At 62.0% G+C, this 18,097-nt stretch carries 14 protein-coding genes and 1 tRNA gene; 8 read left to right on the top strand and 7 right to left on the bottom strand.

The genetic code is table 11. The annotated features are described in order from the left end of the window. Positions 1–6 precede the first annotated feature (6 nt). A complete protein-coding gene (locus tag CQ13_RS02125) occupies positions 7–1,542 on the top strand; it encodes a TRAP transporter large permease (RefSeq protein WP_057841336.1) in 1,536 nt (511 codons plus the stop codon). A 77-nt stretch (positions 1,543–1,619) separates the two neighbouring features. Here the strand turns inward: CQ13_RS02125 and CQ13_RS02130 are convergent, their stop codons facing one another. After that, a complete protein-coding gene (locus CQ13_RS02130) occupies positions 1,620–2,843 on the bottom strand; it encodes a TRAP transporter substrate-binding protein (protein WP_156433439.1) in 1,224 nt (407 codons plus the stop codon). A 151-nt stretch (positions 2,844–2,994) separates the two neighbouring features. After that, positions 2,995–3,084: transfer RNA gene (locus CQ13_RS02135), tRNA-Ser, on the bottom strand. Positions 3,085–3,281: 197 nt separating this feature from the next. On the opposite strand from CQ13_RS02135, the gene CQ13_RS02140 reads away from it, so the two are divergent. Continuing rightward, positions 3,282–3,629, top strand: a complete 348-nt coding sequence (locus tag CQ13_RS02140) for a hypothetical protein (RefSeq protein WP_057841338.1) — start codon at positions 3,282–3,284, stop codon at positions 3,627–3,629. A 173-nt stretch (positions 3,630–3,802) separates the two neighbouring features. On the opposite strand, the gene CQ13_RS02145 is transcribed toward CQ13_RS02140, so the two are convergent. From CQ13_RS02145 to CQ13_RS02155, 3 genes are all read right to left on the bottom strand, one after another. Next, positions 3,803–5,263, bottom strand: a complete 1,461-nt coding sequence (locus CQ13_RS02145) for a trehalose-6-phosphate synthase (protein WP_057841339.1) — start codon at positions 5,261–5,263, stop codon at positions 3,803–3,805. 196 nt (positions 5,264–5,459) lie between these two features. Then, positions 5,460–6,296: a trehalose-phosphatase gene (gene otsB, locus CQ13_RS02150; RefSeq protein ID WP_057841442.1), complete on the bottom strand. Its 837-nt coding sequence runs from the start codon at positions 6,294–6,296 to the stop codon at positions 5,460–5,462. 15 nt (positions 6,297–6,311) lie between these two features. Beyond that, positions 6,312–7,811: an MFS transporter gene (locus CQ13_RS02155; RefSeq protein ID WP_082637265.1), complete on the bottom strand. Its 1,500-nt coding sequence runs from the start codon at positions 7,809–7,811 to the stop codon at positions 6,312–6,314. A 275-nt stretch (positions 7,812–8,086) separates the two neighbouring features. Between CQ13_RS02155 and CQ13_RS40095 the strand changes: the two genes are divergently transcribed. Further along, positions 8,087–8,488 (top strand): DUF3175 domain-containing protein, encoded by a 402-nt coding sequence (locus tag CQ13_RS40095; protein ID WP_082637266.1) that lies wholly within the window; start codon positions 8,087–8,089, stop codon positions 8,486–8,488. 151 nt (positions 8,489–8,639) lie between these two features. On the opposite strand, the gene CQ13_RS02165 is transcribed toward CQ13_RS40095, so the two are convergent. Then, entirely contained in the window at positions 8,640–10,610 is a 1,971-nt protein-coding gene (locus tag CQ13_RS02165) for a methyl-accepting chemotaxis protein (RefSeq protein ID WP_082637273.1), read from the bottom strand. Positions 10,611–11,152: 542 nt separating this feature from the next. Here CQ13_RS02165 and CQ13_RS02170 point away from each other — a divergent pair. From CQ13_RS02170 to CQ13_RS02185, 4 genes are all read left to right on the top strand, one after another. Further along, on the top strand, positions 11,153–11,638 hold the full coding sequence (locus CQ13_RS02170; protein ID WP_057841342.1) for a (2Fe-2S)-binding protein: 486 nt from the start codon (positions 11,153–11,155) through the stop codon (positions 11,636–11,638). An 85-nt stretch (positions 11,639–11,723) separates the two neighbouring features. Then, positions 11,724–14,069 carry a xanthine dehydrogenase family protein molybdopterin-binding subunit gene (locus CQ13_RS02175; protein ID WP_057841343.1) on the top strand — a complete coding sequence of 782 codons (2,346 nt, stop codon included), beginning with the start codon at positions 11,724–11,726 and terminating at the stop codon, positions 14,067–14,069. A 15-nt stretch (positions 14,070–14,084) separates the two neighbouring features. Further along, complete coding sequence (locus tag CQ13_RS02180) at positions 14,085–14,885, top strand: FAD binding domain-containing protein (RefSeq protein ID WP_057841344.1); 801 nt, start codon at positions 14,085–14,087, stop codon at positions 14,883–14,885. Between the two features lie 162 nt (positions 14,886–15,047). Further along, a complete protein-coding gene (locus tag CQ13_RS02185) occupies positions 15,048–16,160 on the top strand; it encodes a CaiB/BaiF CoA transferase family protein (protein ID WP_057841345.1) in 1,113 nt (370 codons plus the stop codon). A gap of 132 nt (positions 16,161–16,292) precedes the next feature. Here the strand turns inward: CQ13_RS02185 and hppD are convergent, their stop codons facing one another. Continuing rightward, positions 16,293–17,411 carry a 4-hydroxyphenylpyruvate dioxygenase gene (gene hppD / locus CQ13_RS02190; RefSeq protein WP_057841346.1) on the bottom strand — a complete coding sequence of 373 codons (1,119 nt, stop codon included), beginning with the start codon at positions 17,409–17,411 and terminating at the stop codon, positions 16,293–16,295. Positions 17,412–17,533: 122 nt separating this feature from the next. Here hppD and CQ13_RS02195 point away from each other — a divergent pair, with 122 nt between their 5' ends. After that, positions 17,534–17,998, top strand: coding sequence for an Lrp/AsnC family transcriptional regulator (locus tag CQ13_RS02195; protein ID WP_057841347.1), 465 nt, complete (start codon positions 17,534–17,536; stop codon positions 17,996–17,998). Positions 17,999–18,097: the final 99 nt, after the last annotated feature.

Below are 18,097 nucleotides of genomic sequence, written 5' to 3' on the forward strand. Positions count from 1 at the left end.
ACAACCATGACCGCGGCCGAAGCTCTCGGACTTGCCATGCTCGTCGGTATGGTCTTCGTCATTTTCATCGGCTTCCCGATTTCCTTCACGCTGCTGTTTCTCGCCCTTGTTTTTGGTGGCATTGGCCTCGGGTGGGAACAGACTTTCAATCTCGGCTACCTGCAGATCTGGGGCACGATGAAAGACGAGATCTTTCCCGCCGTGCCGCTGTTCATCTTCATGGGTTACATGACCGAACAGGCCGGACTCATGGAGCGGCTGTTCGTGGCTTTGCGCAGCGTTCTCGCGCCGGTGCGCGGATCGCTCTATGTGGCCGTAATTCTAACGGCGACTATTTTTGCGATGGCGACCGGCATCGTGGGCGCCGCGGTGACCGTGCTCGGCATCATGGCCGGATCGATGATGATCAAAACTGGCTATGACGCGCGGCTATCAGCGGGTGCAATCGCCGCCGGCGGTACGCTCGGCATTCTGGTCCCTCCGAGCATAATGCTGGTAGTCATGGGCCCGGTCATGGGCGTGCCCGTCAATCTTCTCTATTCAGCGGCGTTCGGCCCGGGCTTTCTGCTCGCAGGCTGTTATATTGCCTATACGCTCGTCCGCAGCTTGATCAATCCGAAGCTCGGTCCAGCCATGACCATGGAGGAGCGCACAGCCACCTATGATGCGATGACCACGGAAAAGGTAGGCGCTCCTGTAGTCGGATTGGGCCTCGCGTGCTTGGTCGCATTGGCGTATTTGCTGCTCGATTTGTTATTAAGCCAAGCGCGTGTGCCGCGTCTGTCGTTTACGATCGGACCGCTTAGCCTATCGGCCGTCGCTTCGGTGTTAGCTATTTTGACGGCTTACCCCTACTTCCGGAACGCCTACTTCCGCGCCGTCATGCTCGGCGTTGCGCCTTTGAGCGCGCTGATTGGATTTACCCTGGGAACCATCGTCGGTGGAATCGCCACGCCGACGGAGGCAGCCTCGTGCGGAGCTTTCGGCGCTATCCTCCTTGCACTCTTTTACGGCCGGCTCAGCATGCAATCGATCACCAATGCGGCCATCGGCACGATGGTGACCTCGGCCATGGTGCTGTTTCTGGCGGTGGCCTCGACGGTGTTTGGCGCGGTCTTCACCAAGCTGGGTACGGCGAACTTGATTACCAACTATCTGCTCGCACTTCCGTTGAGTGACTGGTGGAAGCTGGCGTTGATCATGGCGATCTTTTTCGTCCTCGGCTGGCCGTTTGAATGGCCCGTGATCATCCTGGTCTTTCTTCCGATCGTTTTGCCGGTGGTCGAAAAGCTTCAGTTTGGCTTGAACAAGCTCGACCTGCTGATCTGGTTTGGCGCACTGATCGCCGTCAATATGCAGACGTCGTACTTGAGCCCGCCCGTTGCAATGTCGGCGTACTACCTGCGGAACGTCGTTCCGCAGTGGAGCTTGAGCACGATTTACCGGGGCATGTCCGACTATATAGTGATTCAGGTCGTAGTTCTGGCGCTGCTGCTGTTGTTCCCGCAAATCGCACTGTGGTTGCCGAACCTTGTCAGGTAAGCGCGATCGGCTGCTTATCACACCAAGAAGGGCGGCCGAGGCCGCCCCTCCAGCTATGTCCTCCAGTCAAGGCCGTCTTATTCTTTAACAGGCCAATAGTGGTCCGCCTGCAAAGCGTAGGGCGGGAACATGAAGCGCTTGGCGGGCACGACCTTGGCGGCGTAGGCCTTCTGAGATTCGTAGACTTTCTTGAAGAACGGGTTCTTCGCGGCCTCCGCCGCGGCAAACTCATCCCAAGCCTTGAGGAAGGCCTGATTGACCTCGGGCGGTGTAGTGAGAAGCTTAACTCCGTGCTTCTCCTTAAACTCTGAGATCGCGTCCGCGTTTTGTCGCTGGAAGCTGGCCCACCACCGCAGGAACGTCTCTGATGTGGCCGACTTGATGGCTTCCTTGTTCTGATCCGGCAAGCTGTCCCACACGTCCTTGTTGATCGCGATCTCAGCGACAGAGGCGCTCTCATGCATGCCGGGTGTGTAGTGGTATTTCCAGACCGTATGCAGACCGAGGCGCTGATCCTCAATTCCACCGACCCACTCGGCACAATCGATCGTGCCGCGCTCTGCGGCGGGCAGGATCTCACCACCCGGCATGTTGACAACCGCCATACCCATTTTGGCGTAGAGCTGGGAGACGATGCCGGTCTGCCGGCACTTCATTCCCCTGAAGTCGGGCAGGTCCTTGATCGGACGCTTGAACCAGCCGAGTGCCTGCGGGCTCGGCGGAATGCTCGGAAATGCCACCAGATTGAGCTTGAGCTCCTTCTGGTAGAACTCGTTCCACAGATCGAGGCCGCCGCCCTCGTAGACCCATCCAATGAAGTCGACAGCATCCATGCCGAAAATGCCCGCCGGTGTATTGGCGAACAGCGTCGCGGTGACGCTCTTGCCGTACCACCAGTAGGAGATGCCATAGGCACCGTCGATCACCTTCTTGTGCGTGGCATCCAGGATCTCGAACGGCGGAACGACCGCGCCGCCCGGCAGCGCCTCGATCTTGAGATTGCCGCCGGTCAGCTTGTCGACGCGGTCGGCAAAAAACTTGAGAGCATCGTGCGTGGTGGATGACGGCGGAACCGCCGATTGTATCTTGAGGACCCGAGGCTGTTGGGCGAGCGCTGTGCCCGCGAACGCCAACGTGGCGGAGGTTGCTGCGAACAGAGCGACTTTCCTAAGCGAACTCATTTTCATCGACGTCTCCCTCCCCTTTTGCTTTTTCTCCCTTTTGGCAGAGTGCGGGCGACCCAGGGGCGGCCAGCACACGAATAGCCTACAGCGGTGAGGTGCTGTCAGCCAGTGCGGCACTCTGGCTCGTAAGCTGCCCGTAAGATGAACCCGCAGGCCATTAAAACAGCGGTCCGGCCGCCGTTTCAGGATTGGATCAGACAGCCGCTTGGGGCCCCTGGCAGCGGCGAAGCTGTTCAGATGGATCGGCTAGCTAGACATTTTGGGAGTCTGGCGGAGAGAGTGGGATTCGAACCCACGGTACGGTTTCCCGCACACACGCTTTCCAAGCGTGCGCCTTAAGCCACTCGGCCATCTCTCCGGAGGCCCTCTCTTGAAGGGGCAGCACTGATTTTGCAAGGGACGCCGGGCACAGCCCTCAAAATTTCCCCAATTCATTGAATTTGCTTAGCAATTTGGCACGTTCAGCGCCGGATGATCAGTGCTTCCCGGGACCCTTGAACCGGAATCCGGCCACGATCGACGACCACGGTGGCAACGCAATTGGTGGAGGACGGCATGATCATCGCGCGGGCGCTTCTGTTCGCTATCCTTTTGTCGGCGTTTGCGGGCGCCGCGGCGGGCCCGGCAATGGCGCAGGCCTGCACGCGTCAGGGCGTGGATGTCAGCTGCGATGACGGCCGGCGCGGCATCTTCGCGGGCGACGCCATCGTGTGGGCCGACGGCTCGCGATCGAGGCTGGCCTCGCCGCATCCGAGCGTCATCATCGGCAACAAGTCATCCGTCGTCATCGGCCCCGGCGTGTTCGCCGGCTCAGGCAAGGGCGGCATGGTGCCGATGGAGAATCCGAGCGCGCCGAACAAGGCGCGCTGCCCGGTGCTGGATGGCGTGTCGTATTGCCATTAAGTGCGGCTTGGGTTGCCGAGCACTTTGATTTCGAACTCAGGATGAGGCGTTAGCTCGCTTGAGCTGGGGCCCTCGAACCCTTTCGGTTCTGATTGAATCAGAACCGGGCTCTAGATTCTTGTTTTGACGCGTTTTCTTGACGCGAACCGGTGTCCACTTCGCTGGAAAACGCTCTAGTGATACCGCGCGTTGGTGTTGCTGGCGGAACGAAGCGGCCATAGCGGGGGCTCCGCCAGAACAGGCGCCAGTTCGCTGCGATCGAGCTGGCTTTCGCGCAACGCGTCGGTGAAGTCGGCGAACCATTGCTGGATGGTATGGCCGCGCAGCTTCGCCATCATCGCCTCCCAGCGCATCCGCCGTTCGGTTAGCGGCATCGACAGCGCGATCGCAATGGTGCGCGCCATGCCGTCGATGTCGTGCGGATTGACCAAGAGGGCAGTGTCGAGTTCGTTTGCGGCGCCGGCAAATTTCGACAGCACAAGCACGCCAGGGTCGACCGGGTTTTGCGCGGCGACATATTCCTTGGCGACGAGATTCATGCCGTCCTGCAGCGGCGTGACCACGCCAACCTGCGCGGTGCGATAGAGGCCGGCGAGCACGGCCTGGCCGTAGCCCTTGTTGAGATAACGGATAGGCGTCCAGTCGACTTCGCCATGAACGCCGTTGACGTCGCTGACCAACCTTGCGACATCGCTCTGCAGATTGCCGTAGGCCTCGATCGCACCGCGCGACGGCGTTGCGATCTGCAGCAACGACACCGTGCGCGACAGCGACGGGTGCAAGGTCCACATCCGGTCGAACGCCTTGATGCGGTTGATCAGGCCCTTGGAATAATCCAGCCGGTCGACCCCGATCGCGAGCTTCTCGCCATTCAGGCTGCGCCGCAGCCGCGAGACATCCGGATGGGTCGACGCCTTCGTTGCCAACTGCGCGAATAGCTGGGGATCGATGCCGATCGGAAATACCGCAGCGCGCGTTCGGCCGTAGCGCGAAATGATGACGCCGTCATGCACGACGAGGCCGAGGTCGGACTGCGCGTAAGCCAGGAAGTTCTCGCAGTCTTCCTCGGTCTGGAAGCCGATCAAATCATAGGCCAGCATCGCCTCGACCAGCTCGCGATGGTGCGGCACGCCGCCGATCACTGCGCGGGCCGGCCACGGCGTATGGAGGAAGAAACCGATCGGCTCAGTGACGCGGAGATCGCGCAGTTCGGCGCCGAGCGCGAGGAAATGGTAGTCCTGAATCCAGAACGCCGAATCCGCTTTTCGGAATCGCAACAGCGCGCGCGCCATGAAGGCGTTCACCTCGCGATAGCTGAGATAGTCCTCCTGCGAGGCGCGGATCAGATCGGCGCGCGAATGCAGCGCCGGCCATAGTGCGGAATTCGCAAAACCTTCGTAATAGCCGCCGTAATGCGCGGCCGGCAGGTCCAGCATCGCCAGTGCGCCGGCGCCGAGCGCTTCGATCTCGGCAAATGGTTCCTTCAGGTTCCCGTCACGAACCCGGCCGCTGGAGCCGACCCAGATGGCGCCCAACTTCTCGACAATCGGCAACAATGCCGCCGCGAGTCCCCCCGTCATGGGTTCGTTGGGTTTTCCGCGCGAAACGCGGTTAGAAACGACGACGAGGTTCACAGGTCCCCTCCCGTTGATACGCCCGCATTAACAGCCATTCATCAATATGGTTCCTGATCACCCTTTCAACGAATTGAAACCAAATTCGGGCTGCAGCGTGCAGGAACTCACCGGAACTCACGAAAAATAAAATTTGCCGCGAACCTCGGCGTCAAGCGCGAGAATCTGTGTTCGAATCTCGTCGAGACGAAAAACATTATGGCAGTGTTGCGTCCCTTTCGTCATCAAGCAGGTGTGTAAGGAATTCCCTGACGTCGCTGGGCGCATCGAAATGCCCGGCCACGCCTTTGGCACGGCGGCCGACGGAGAAGGCGAGGCCATCGAGGTCGGGCATGATCGCAAAGACGCTCTCGTCGGTAACGTCGTCGCCGATGAAGAACGGACGGCGCCCCTTGAACGGCTCGCGCGTCATCAATTCGCGCACGCCGCTCGCCTTGGTGAAGCCGGAATGCTTGATTTCGCAGACACATTTGCCCGGCAACACTTCAATCGGCGCATTGGGCAGATCGGCCCTGATCAGCGACACCGCGGCATAAATCGCCTTCTCGGCATGCGGCGCGAGGCGATAGTGCAGCGCCAGCGAGTAGCCCTTGTCCTCCAGCAATATTCCCGGGCTCAGCTTTGCGATCGCCGCCAGCCGGCGCTTCAACTCCCTATCCATCGGCGGGGCGTGGGCGGCCACCGAGTCGCTGTCCGGTTCGATCCGCATTTCGGCGCCGTGGCCGCCGACGGCCGGGAATTGATCGGGCGCGAAAATCAGGTCGATATCGTTGAGCGAGCGGCCGCTGACCAGCGCCAGCGCGCCGTTGGTCCTGACCAGCAGGCGGTTCAATGTCTTCGCCAGCCCCGGCGGCACCCACACTTCGCGCGGCGTCGGCATCAGATCGAGCAGCGTGCCGTCAATGTCGAGCAGAATGGCGGACTCGCTTAAGTGCGGCACCATCGAGCGTGGCACCGGAACAGTTTCCAGCGCGGCATCGTCTTCGCGGGCAATATCGTCTTCCAATGACATTTCGGCCAGATCCTGATTCATGTCGTCCATCTCATCCTACTCCACACATGCGAGCGGCCGTGCGACAGATTCGAGCGATTTGCGCTCGGCCGCAATGGCATACCGCCACGCGACAGCGGCGGCCACGATCATCAATGCCGACCCGAACAGGTAGCCGGCGAAAACGCTGTTGCGCGATCCAGTATCGATCAGCGCACCGAACAGGGCCGGTCCCACCACGCCGCCGACGCCCGTTCCAATCGCGTAGAACAGCGCAATCGCGAGCGCGCGCACCTCCAGCGGAAATGTCTCGCTGACGGTCAGATAGGCCGCACTCGCCGCCGGCGAGGCAAAGAAGAAGATCACCATCCAGGCGATGGTCTGGGTCTGCGCGCTCAAGGCGCCAATCGAGAACAGGTAGCCCGACAGCGCGAGCAACAGGCCGGAAATGCCATAGGTCGCCGCGATCATCGCGCGGCGACCGATCGTATCGAACAGCCGGCCGAGCAACAACGGCCCGAGGAAATTGCCCGCCGCAAAAGGCAGGATGTACCAGCCGACGTCATTTGACGGAATGCCGAAGAAATCGGTCAGCACCAGCGCGAAGGTGAAGAAGATGGCGTTGTAGAAGAATGCCTGCGAGGCCATCAGCACCAATCCAACCATCGAACGCCGCCGGTAGGTCGTGAACAGCGTATGCGCCACCTCACCAAGCGGCGTGTGGCTGCGCATCCGTAAGCGGATCTTCGGGAATATTTCGTCGGCCTCATGATCAGGATGCCGCTTCGAGGACCTCTCGATGCCGTCAACAATCGCGTGCGCCTCCTCGGGACGGCCATGGATCATCAGCCAGCGCGGGCTTTCCGGAATCCACATCCGCATCACGAACACAATCAGGCCGAGTGCGGCGCCAATGAAATACGCCATACGCCAGCCGAGATCCGGCGCCAGCACGTTGGGATCGAGCAGCACGATGGCGGCGACCGCGCCGATCGCAGCCCCAATCCAGAAACTGCCGTTGATCACGAGGTCGGTCCAGCCACGATAACGCGCCGGCACCAACTCCTGAATCGTCGAATTGATCGCGGTATATTCGCCGCCGATGCCCGCCCCCGTCAGGAAGCGAAACAGCGCGTAACTCGCGACGTTCCACGACAGCGCGGTGGCGGCGGTCGCGCTGAGATAGACCGCGAGCGTGATGAAGAACAGTTTCTTGCGCCCGATCCGGTCCGTCAGCCAGCCGAAACCGAGAGCGCCGAGCACGGCGCCGGCGAGATAGGCGCTGTTGGCGAGACCAACATCAAGATTCGAAAATTGCAGCGTCGGGCTCTCCTTCAGCGCGCCCGACAAGGCGCCGGCCAGCGTGACTTCCAGCCCGTCGAGAATCCAGGTGATGCCGAGTGCGGCCACGACGCGGGTATGAAAGCCGCCCCAACGCAGGCAATCGAGCCGCGTGGGTATGCTGGTCTCGATGACGCGAGCATTGTCCTGCTCCAGCGACGTAGTGGACGCGCTCTCAGCCACTGCCGCCCCCCGCCATATCGCTTTCACATCCATCGGATTTAGCCAATGAAAAAGCACCCCGGAACGCCCCAGCCCCAGGGTTTTCACGCTCAATTGCGGCAAACATGGTGCCCGCCGTGAAGATAACGCCTTTCAGAGGGTGCGGTTCCGGAGACTTTCGCATGGCGAAATTGCATAGCTGTCGCCGTGCTCTGCGTATCGTGCGGGGCCGATCGACATCATAGCGAGCGCAACTCACAACGACTGTCATACTCCGCGAAGGCGGTATTCAGCACGCACGACTGAATACGACTTCGCGTTCTCGACGCATCAAGGGAACCGAACAATCAGGCGGCCGTTTTCGGCAAAACAGCAATGGAGTCGAACATGGCCGAACGGCGAAACCACGGACGACCGCAGCCCGGAAGAGCAGCCGCACGACAACGGCGAAGAAACCATCGCCGAAACGGTGGTCGCAACGAGTAACACGGGAAAGCGACGCGCTCGATCTGAAGCGCGGCGTCTTCAAGCAGACCAGTGCGAAGAAGATCGCGGCATCGCTCAAGCGCTCCGCCGAGCACAGTGCGCGCCGCAAGTCGGGCGCCTATCGCTCGGCACTGTCGATGCTGACCTTCTACATCAACCGCGCCGGCAAGACGTTGCCGAAAACACAGCGCGCGCGACTGGAGCGCGCGAAGGTGGAACTGAAGCACCAGTTCGGGAGGGAGTGATCTGTCGTCCCTTGCGAGCGCAGGGACCCCGAGCGTGAGCGCAATTGCGCTCATCGCGGCGCCGCGGCCACTTGCAAGAGGCACTCGGGTTGGTTGCTCGGCAACAATGGTCTGCGGTGGTTATGAGCCCCTGCGTTCGCAGGAGCGACAATCATGCTGCCCTGATATTCGCCATGAAGCGATCGAGTTCTTCGCGAAGGCGCGTGCTTTCGCTGGATAGCGTGCGGGCCGAATCCAACACTTCCTCGGACGCCGATCCGGTTTCAGTCGCGCCGCGATTGACGTGCATGACGTTGGCGGCGGCCTCCTGCGTGCCTTGCGCGACGTTCTGGACGCTGCGCGCAATTTCCTGCGTTGCCGCGCTCTGCTGCTCGACGGCGCTGGCGATCGTCGCGGCGATGTCGGAGATCCTGCCGATGGTGCCGCCGATCTCCTTGATCGCGGCGACCGATTCCTGCGTCGCGCCCTGCATGCCCGAGATGTGACTGGAAATCTCGTCGGTCGCCTTCGCGGTCTGACTGGCGAGCGATTTGACTTCGGATGCAACCACGGCAAAGCCGCGGCCGGCATCGCCCGCGCGGGCGGCCTCGATGGTGGCGTTCAGCGCCAAAAGGTTGGTCTGCTCGGCAATCGCCGTGATCAGCTTGACCACGTCGCCGATCTCCTGCGCGGCACGCGACAGCTTGCCGATCCGCCCGTCGGTCTGTTCGGCCTGACGCACGGCGGCCTTTGCAATCTGGCTGGATTCCTTGACGCGCCGCCCGATCTCGTCGACGGAAGCCGACAGTTCCTCGGTCGCGGACGCCACCGACTGCATGTTGGTGGAGGCTTCTTCCGAGGCGCCGGCGACCTGGCTTGAGAGGCTCTGGGTGGTTTCCGCCGTCCGCGTCAGCTTGCCGGCAGCGGATTCGAGTTGCACGGCCGAGGACGACACGTTGGAAACGATGGCGCCGACTGCAACTTCGAATTCGTCGGCGAAGCGAATGAGTTCGGCGCGGCGCGCAGCACTCGCCGCCTTGTTCTGCGCTTCCTGGGTGGCGGCATCGCGCTCGGCGCGGGCAATCGCCTGCACCTTGAACTCCTCGACCGCGCTTGCCATCTCGCCCAGTTCGTCCTTGCGGCCGAGGCCGGGCAGCACGACTTCGAAATTGCCGGCGGCGAGTTCGCGCATCGCGTTGCACATCGCAATCATCGGCCGGGAAATACCTTTGCCGAGGAAGAAGGCCCAGACACAACCGAGCAAAAAGCCGCCGGCGGCAAGGATCAGGATCAGCCGCTCGGTCTCGCCGATGGTCGCGTCCGACTCGGCTTCGAGCCGTTTCTGATCGGCCAGGAGGTCCGACTTCATGGCGCCCGAGCCCTTGTTGATAGCGGCGGCCGATTCCGTCATTTCCAGCGTCAGCTCGTCGATCTCCTTGGAATTGTCGACCAGCTTGGCGAGCGACTTCTGGTATTCCTCCAGCATGCCGGAGATTTCCTTGATCCCCTCGCGGATCTTTTCGTTGTTCGACGAAATCGCCTTGAGCGCGTTCTCGACGAATTTCAGGCGCGCCATTGCGCTGGCAGCGACCGTCTTATCGGAATTGACCACGAACGTATTGGCAAGCGCAGTGACCGCCTGAAACTGTTCGGTCACCTTCTTCGCGCCGAGCGTGATCACCGGCATTTCGTCATCGTCGGCATTGCTCGGGAGATCGTCCAGCTTGTAGCGCAGCGAGTTGCCGGTGCGGGTGAGCTGGTTCTGCGTGACGCGCGCACTCTCGTCCTTGACCTTGACGATGTCGGCGAAAATCTTGGTGAAGGCGCGGAACTCCCGCTCCAGTTTCGCGACCTGCTCGAGCCGCGTCGGATTGGTGGTCCCCTTCATCGAGGCAATGATTGCGTCCTTCAGGCCGGCCTCGGCAGCTAGCGCCGCCTTGCCGTCCTCTTCCTTTCCGGTCGCCACGAAATAGCGGGCGAGCGACCGGTAGGAAATCAGTTCGCGGTCGATGTCGCGTGACAGATCGGCCTCCAGCACGCTGCGCCGGTAGGACTCCACGCCGGCCGAAACCCGCTCGAACCCGAGATAGGCAAACCCCATGCTGGCGGCCGAAATCGCCAGCACGACGGCAAAGCCGAGCATTATCTTGGCGCGGAACCGCAGGGTCGGGAGCTTGAAAGACGAGCCGCCACGCTTCAGAAATCGCACGTCACCCCCCGTTTTCGTTCTGAAAAACAGGCATCGGAAGCCCAGCCCCCGATCCGGTGCGCAAAGTTAAGGCAGAATGGATAAGGGCGGGTAAATCTGGGCAAAACTTGCAAGGGGTTGCTCTTATCCTCCCCTGGAGGGGTCCGAGACGAGCAAAGCTCGCTCGTGGGTCGGTTCGCGTGGAGCGAAGCGAAATGCAAAACGGGGTGGGGTGGTCTCTCCACTCGGGCACTGATCGTGAGGTGATACCGTCACCCCACCCCGCCACGCATCTTACGATGCGCGGCGACCCACGAGCGAGCTTCGCTCGTCTCGGACCCCTCTAGGGGAGCGTAAGAAAAATTCGCGTCGAGAGTCTTCGGCACGAAGCCGCGCCAATGTCATCACAATGACAGCGCCGACCAAAATCCTAGTTGCAAGTTCCTTCGCCGCTGTTTCTAATTGGAATAATTATAAAACATCGGGAGGTACCACGCGTGTCTACAGTCAAGCTGACGGTAAACGGCAAGGCCGTCTCGGCCGAGGTCGAAGACCGGACCCTTCTCGTCCATCTCCTTCGCGACCATTTGAACCTGACAGGCACGCATGTCGGCTGCGACACCAGCCAGTGCGGCGCCTGCGTCGTCCATATTGACGGCCGGGCGGTGAAATCCTGCACCGTGCTGGCCGGCCAGGCCGCAGGCTCGACCGTGACCACCATCGAGGGCATCGCCAAGGGCAACGAACTGCACCCGATGCAGGCAGCGTTCCGTGACAATCACGGCCTGCAGTGCGGTTACTGCACCCCGGGCATGATCATGTCGGCGATCGATATTGTGCACCGCCACAACGGCAATCTCGACGAGGCAACCGTCCGGCACGAGTTGGAAGGCAATATCTGCCGCTGCACGGGCTACCACAACATCGTCAAGGCGGTGCTCGACGCCGCCGGACGCATGAAGGTCGCACAGGCGGCAGAATAACTGGCGCAGGCCAGCATTTTCCGAATTCGACACCGCGGCTCGAGAGAAATCGCGGAAACAATAATTCCGGTCGGGAGGACAGGACATGGGCGTTGAAGGCATTGGCGCAAGCGTCGTGCGCAAGGAAGACCGCCGTTTCATCACAGGCAAGGGCCGTTACGTCGACGATATCAAGCTGGTGGGCATGACCCACGCACACTTCATCCGCAGCCCGCACGCACATGCGAAGATCAAGAGCATCGACACCTCGGCGGCGATGGAGATGCCGGGCGTGGTCGGCGTGCTGACCGGCCAGCAGATCGTCGACGACAAGATCGGCAATCTGATCTGCGGCTGGGCGATTACCTCCAAGGACGGCACCGGCATGAAGATGGGTGCATGGCCGGCGATGGCGCCGGAGACCGTGCGCTTCGTCGGCCAGGCGGTCGCGGTGGTGATCGCCGAGACCAAGAACCAGGCCCGCGACGCGGCCGAGGCCGTGGTCGTCAACTATGAGGAATTGCCGGCCGTTCCGGACATTCGCGCCGCGATCAAGCCGGGCGCGCCGCAACTGCACCCCGAGGCTCCGGGCAACGTGATCTACGACTGGACCATCGGCGATGAAGCCGCGACCGATGCCGCATTCAAATCCGCAGCCAACATCGTTTCGCTCGACATCACCAACAACCGCCTGGTGCCGAACGCGATGGAGCCGCGCGCGGCGATCGCGGAATATAACGAACCTGAAGAGCATTTTACGCTCTACACGACCTCGCAGAATCCGCATGTCGCCCGCCTCGTGCTGTCGGCGTTCTACAACATCGCGCAGGAGCACAAGCTGCGGGTGGTGGCGCCTGACGTCGGCGGCGGTTTCGGCTCAAAAATCTTCATCTACCCCGAGGAGATGGTGGCGCTGTGGGCCTCCAAGAAGGTCGGCCGTCCGGTGAAGTGGACCGGCGACCGCACCGAAGCCTTCCTGACCGACGCGCATGGCCGCGATCACCTCACCAAGGCTGAGATGGCGTTCGACAAGGACAACAAGGTCACCGGCTTGCGCGTGAAGACTTACGCCAATCTCGGCGGCTACATGTCGCTGTTCTCCTCCTCGGTGCCGACCTATCTCTATGCGACGCTGCTGTCGGGCCAGTACAACATTCCCAACATCTTCGCCGAGGTGATCAGCGTCTACACCAACACCGTTCCGGTCGACGCCTATCGCGGCGCGGGCCGGCCCGAGGCAAGTTTTGTGGTGGAACGGCTGATGGAAACGGCGGCGCGGCAGTTGAATGTCGATCCGGCCGAGTTGCGGAAGAAGAATTTCATCACGCAGTTTCCGCATCAGACGCCTGTGATCATGGCCTATGACATCGGTGACTTCCACGCCTCGCTCGATGCCGCAATGAAGGCGATCGACTATGCGGGCTTCCCGGCCCGCCAAGCAAAAGCGAAATCCGAGGGCAAGCTGCGCGGCCTCGGCGTCTCCTGCTACATCGAGGCCTGCGGCATTGCGCCTTCAAAGGCGGTCGGCAGTCTCGGTGCCGGCGTAGGTCTGTGGGAATCGGCGGAAGTGCGCGTCAATCCGGTCGGCACCATCGAGGTCCTGACGGGATCGCACAGCCACGGCCAGGGCCACGAGACGACGTTCTGCCAGCTCATCGCCGAGCGCCTCGGCGTTCCCATCAGCCAGGTCCAGATCGTCCATGGCGACACCGACAAGGTGCAGTTCGGCATGGGTACCTACGGCTCGCGCTCTGCGGCGGTCGGCCTCACTGCGATCCTGAAGGCGATGGAAAAAGTCGAAGCGAAGGCCAAGAAGATTGCGGCCCATCAGCTCGAAGCATCGGAGAACGACATCGTCATCGAGAATGGCGAGTTCAAGGTCGCCGGCACCGACAAGTCGCTGGCGCTGCCGATGGTCGCGCTCGCGGCCTACACCGCGCACAACCTGCCTGACGGCATGGAGCCAGGCCTGAAGGAGGGCGCATTCTACGACCCGACCAACTTCACCTTCCCGGCCGGCGCCTATATCTGCGAGATGGAAGTGGATGCCGGCACCGGAAAGAGCACCTTCGTCAACTTCGTGGCGGCGGATGATTTCGGCCGGCTGATCAATCCGATGATCGTCGAAGGCCAGGTCCATGGCGGCCTCGCCCAGGGCATCGGCCAGGCGCTGCTGGAGGGCGCGGTGTACGACTCATCCGGCCAGCTCGTGACCGCGTCGTTCATGGATTACACCATGCCGCGCGCGGACGACCTGCCCTCCTTCAAGCTGTCGCACACGACGACGCTATGTCCGGGCAATCCGCTCGGCGTAAAGGGCTGCGGCGAGGCGGGCGCGATCGGCGCGTCGGCCGCCGTCATCAACGCCATCACCGATGCGATCGGCAACAACAAACTCGAAATGCCGGCGACGCCCGATCGGGTGTGGCATGCCATTCACGGCAACGCGTAAAAGGGGAGCACAGCCATGTACCAGACAACCTATCACCGCCCCTCTTCGGTCGACGAAGCAGCAAGCCTGTTCACCAAGGGTTCCGACGCGAAATATTTGGCCGGCGGCCACACGCTGATTCCGGTGATGAAGCAGCGGCTGGCCTCGCCGTCCGACGTCATCGATCTCGGCAAGATCAAGGAGTTGGTCGGCATCGAGCCAACCGGTGACGGAATAATGATCAAGGCGGCGACGACCCATCACGACGTGGCCTCGAGCGAAACGGTGCAGAAGGCACTCCCGGCGCTGGCTTACCTCGCCTCCCTGATCGGCGACCCGGCGGTGCGGCATCGCGGCACCATCGGCGGCTCGCTCGCCAACAACGATCCCGCGGCCGACTATCCGGCGGCGGTGCTGGCGCTCGGCGCCACCGTGAAGACCAACAAGCGTTCGATATCGGCGGATGATTTCTTCAAGGGCCTGTTCTCCACGGCGCTCGATGACGGCGAAATCATCACCGCCGTGTCGTTCCCGGTTCAGGCCAAAGCGGGCTACGCGAAGTTCAACCATCCGGCGTCGCGCTTTGCCCTGACCGGCGTGTTCGTCGCAAAAACCCCGGCGGGTGACGTCCGCGTCGCCGCCACCGGCGCATCGCAAGACGGCGTGATGCGAGTGCCCGCGATCGAGGCGGCGCTGAAGGCCAACTGGTCGGCCGCCGCGCTCGATAACGTCAAGATTTCCGCCGACGGCCTGATGAACGACATTCACGGCACCTCGGACTATCGCGCCAACCTGATCAAGGTGATGGCGCAGCGCGCGGTGACCGCCGCCGGCTGATCAGCGCCTGCACGCGACTTTGACATGAGCGGCGCGCAGCGATGCGCGCCGCTTTCGTATTTTGGCTCGATTCTCGGCAAAAGAAGCTTGCCAGGGCCTCGCTTCGGCGGGACAATTTAGCTAATCAACTAATTAAGACGTTCCCTTGGGAGAGAAAACAACGTGCTCGATCAACCAGCCCCCCAATCCGCCACCCGCACCTCCGGCCCGCTTACAGGCTTCCGCATCGTCGAATTCGCCGGCATCGGCCCGGGTCCGTTCGCCTGCATGATGCTGGCCGACATGGGCGCCGAAGTCGTAACGCTTGACCGCATCGGCGCGAAGAAGAATCTGAAATCGGTGGCGGGTCGCGGCCGCAAAGTCGTCGAGCTCGATCTCAAGGACAAGGCTGCTGTCGCGCAGGTGCTCGACCTGCTTAGCAATGCCGACGCGCTGATCGAAGGTTTCCGTCCCGGCGTGATGGAGCGGCTGGGCCTCGGACCCGATGTGGTGATGGCGCGCAATCCGCGGCTGGTGTTCGGCCGGATGACCGGTTGGGGCCAGGAAGGCCCGCTGGCGCACGCGGCCGGCCATGACATCAACTACATCTCGGTCACCGGCGCGCTTGCAGCGATCGGCACCAAGGAGAAGCCGGTGCCGCCGCTCAACCTGGTCGGCGATTTCGGCGGCGGCGCGCTCTATCTCGTGGTCGGCGTGCTGGCGGCGCTATTGGAAGCGTCGAAGTCCGGCAAGGGCCAGGTGGTGGATGCGGCGATGTGCGACGGCGCGGCGTCGCTGATGTCGATGTTCTTCGACATGACCGCGATCGGCCGCTGGGTCGAAGGCCGCGAGCAGAATTTCCTCGACGGCGGCGCGCATTTCTACGGCATCTATGAATGTTCCTGCGGCAACTTCATTTCGATCGGCTCGATCGAACCGCAGTTCTATGCGCTGCTGCGCCAGCATGCCGGCCTCACCGACGCCGATTTCGACGCCCAGATGGACCGCAAGGCCTGGCCGGCACTGAAGGAAAAGCTGACAAAAGTGTTCAAGAGCAAGACCCGCGAAGACTGGTGCAAGATCATGGAAGGCACCGACATTTGCTTCGCGCCGATCCTGACGATGGCCGAAGCGCCGAAGCATCCGCACAATGCCGCGCGAAATATTTTCGTCGAGCGCCACGGCGTAATGCAACCGGCGCCCGCGCCGCGATTCTCGCGCACGCCGTCGGCGATCCGGGATGCGGAGAAGGCGGATATCGGGGAGTTGACCAGCGCGTGGAGGGCGGGGAGGTAAACTCTCCGTCGTCCCCGCGCACACGCGCGGATCCATAACCACAGGGTTTGCTTGTGAGACGCAACTCACTCCCGCGCAAAATCGTGAAATCACGCGGTATGGGTCCCGGCTCAAGGCCGGGACGACAACAGGCTACGCTGCATTCCCCACATTCAACACGCCTCGCCGGATCTGATCCTCCTCGATCGATTCGAACAGCGCCTTGAAGTTGCCCTCACCAAAGCCGTCATCGCCCTTGCGCTGGATGAATTCGAAGAAAATCGGCCCGATCGCGTTCGCGGAAAAGATCTGCAAGAGCACCTTGGTGTGGCCACCATCAACCACGCCCTCGCCGTCAATGAGAATGCCGTGGCGCTGCAGGCGGGCGACGTCCTCACCGTGCTGCGGCAGGCGTGCGTCGATCTTCTCGAAATAGGTATCCGGCGGCGACGGCATGAACGGTAATCCGGCCTCGCGCAGCGTCTCGACGGTACGGTAGATGTCCCGCGCGCCGCAGGCGATGTGCTGGATGCCCTCGCCGCGATAGATGTTGAGATATTCCTCGATCTGTCCGGAGTCACCGGCATCCTCGTTGATCGGGATCCGGATCTTGCCGTCCGGGCTGGCCAGCGCACGCGAGAACAGGCCGGACGCGCGGCCCTCGATGTCGAAGAAGCGAATCTGGCGGAAGTTGAACAGCTTTTCGTAGAAGCCGGTCCAGACGTCCATTCGGCCGCGATGGACGTTGTGGGTGAGGTGATCGATGTAATAGAGCCCGGCGCCGACGGGCCGGGGATCGCGCGCGCCCAGCCATTCGAACTCGAGATCATAGGCCGATCCCTTGGCGCCGTAACGGTCGGTGAAATAGAGCAGGCTGCCGCCGATGCCCTTGAGCGCGGGAACGTCGAGCGTCTTCTGAGCGGACGAAACATCGGCCGGCTCCGCGCCGAGCGAGAGCGCCCGCTCGTAGGCCAGCTTGGCGTCGACCACGCGAAACGCCATCGACGGTGCGCAAGGCCCATGCGCCGCGACGAAGCCATGGCCATGGGTGCCAGGCTCCTCGTTGACCAGATAATTGATGTCACCCTGGCGATAGACCGTGATCTTCTTGATCTTGTGGCGGGCAACAGGCGCAAAGCCCATCAGCTTGAACAGCGCGTGCAGCTCTTCCGGGTTCGGATGCGCATACTCGACGAACTCGAAACCGTCGGTGCCCATCGGGTTGTCGGCGCTGATGGTGGCGGCCGGCGCATCGTGCGGAAACGGACCCATGGCTAAACTCCCGTAGATTGATCCAGACCAATATCGGGCGAAACGGGCGCAAAGTGTATGCAAACCGAGGGGCGTTAGGCTATCATCTCGCACAGTTCGTGCACGAAACCGGCAGTTGACGCATGATTCCCGTGGATGCCTTCGACCTCAAAATGCTGGCCGCGCTGCAGGACGACGGCCGGCTGACCAACCAGCAACTCGCCGACCTCGTCGGCCTGTCCGCCTCGCAATGCTCGCGGCGGCGGATGCGGCTCGAGGACGAAAAGGTCATCGCCGGCTACCACGCCGACCTCGCCGGCGAGGCGCTCGGCTTCAACCTCATCGCCTTCATTCACATTACGCTGGCGACGCATTCGCCCGACAACGCCAAGAAATTTCGCGCACTGGTCAACCACGTCGACGACATTCAGGAGGCCTATTCGCTCACGGGCGACGCCGACTATGTGCTGAAAGTGGTGCTGCGCGACTTGAAGGACCTCTCCGATCTCGTCAACAACGTGCTGATGCCGCATCAGAGTGTCGCGCATGTCCGCTCGTCGGTCGTGCTGGACCGGCTGAAGGAGAGCGCAAGGCTGCCGTTGAAGTGAGCCGGTTCGATGAGGCACTGGGGCCGCATGGCCCAAATCGAGGGAAATTCGTCATTCGCGTTCCCGATCCCATTTGCGATGATCTGTAGGAATCACCCC

The sequence above is a fragment of the Bradyrhizobium retamae genome (assembly GCF_001440415.1).
GTDB classification, from domain to species: Bacteria; Pseudomonadota; Alphaproteobacteria; order Rhizobiales; family Xanthobacteraceae; genus Bradyrhizobium; species Bradyrhizobium retamae.

Excerpts from the sequence above, each read along its gene's own strand:
- CQ13_RS02125 (WP_057841336.1), top strand. The coding sequence starts at position 7 with ATGACCGCGGCCGAAGCTCTCGGACTTGCCATGCTCGTCGGTATGGTC.
- CQ13_RS02140 (WP_057841338.1), top strand. The coding sequence starts at position 3,282 with ATGATCATCGCGCGGGCGCTTCTGTTCGCTATCCTTTTGTCGGCGTTT.
- otsB (WP_057841442.1), bottom strand. The coding sequence starts at position 6,296 with ATGAATCAGGATCTGGCCGAAATGTCATTGGAAGACGATATTGCCCGC.
- CQ13_RS02155 (WP_082637265.1), bottom strand. The coding sequence starts at position 7,811 with ATGGATGTGAAAGCGATATGGCGGGGGGCGGCAGTGGCTGAGAGCGCG.
- CQ13_RS02165 (WP_082637273.1), bottom strand. The coding sequence starts at position 10,610 with ATGCTCGGCTTTGCCGTCGTGCTGGCGATTTCGGCCGCCAGCATGGGG.
- CQ13_RS02175 (WP_057841343.1), top strand. The coding sequence starts at position 11,724 with ATGGGCGTTGAAGGCATTGGCGCAAGCGTCGTGCGCAAGGAAGACCGC.
- CQ13_RS02180 (WP_057841344.1), top strand. The coding sequence starts at position 14,085 with ATGTACCAGACAACCTATCACCGCCCCTCTTCGGTCGACGAAGCAGCA.
- hppD (WP_057841346.1), bottom strand. The coding sequence starts at position 17,411 with ATGGGTCCGTTTCCGCACGATGCGCCGGCCGCCACCATCAGCGCCGAC.
- CQ13_RS02195 (WP_057841347.1), top strand. The coding sequence starts at position 17,534 with ATGATTCCCGTGGATGCCTTCGACCTCAAAATGCTGGCCGCGCTGCAG.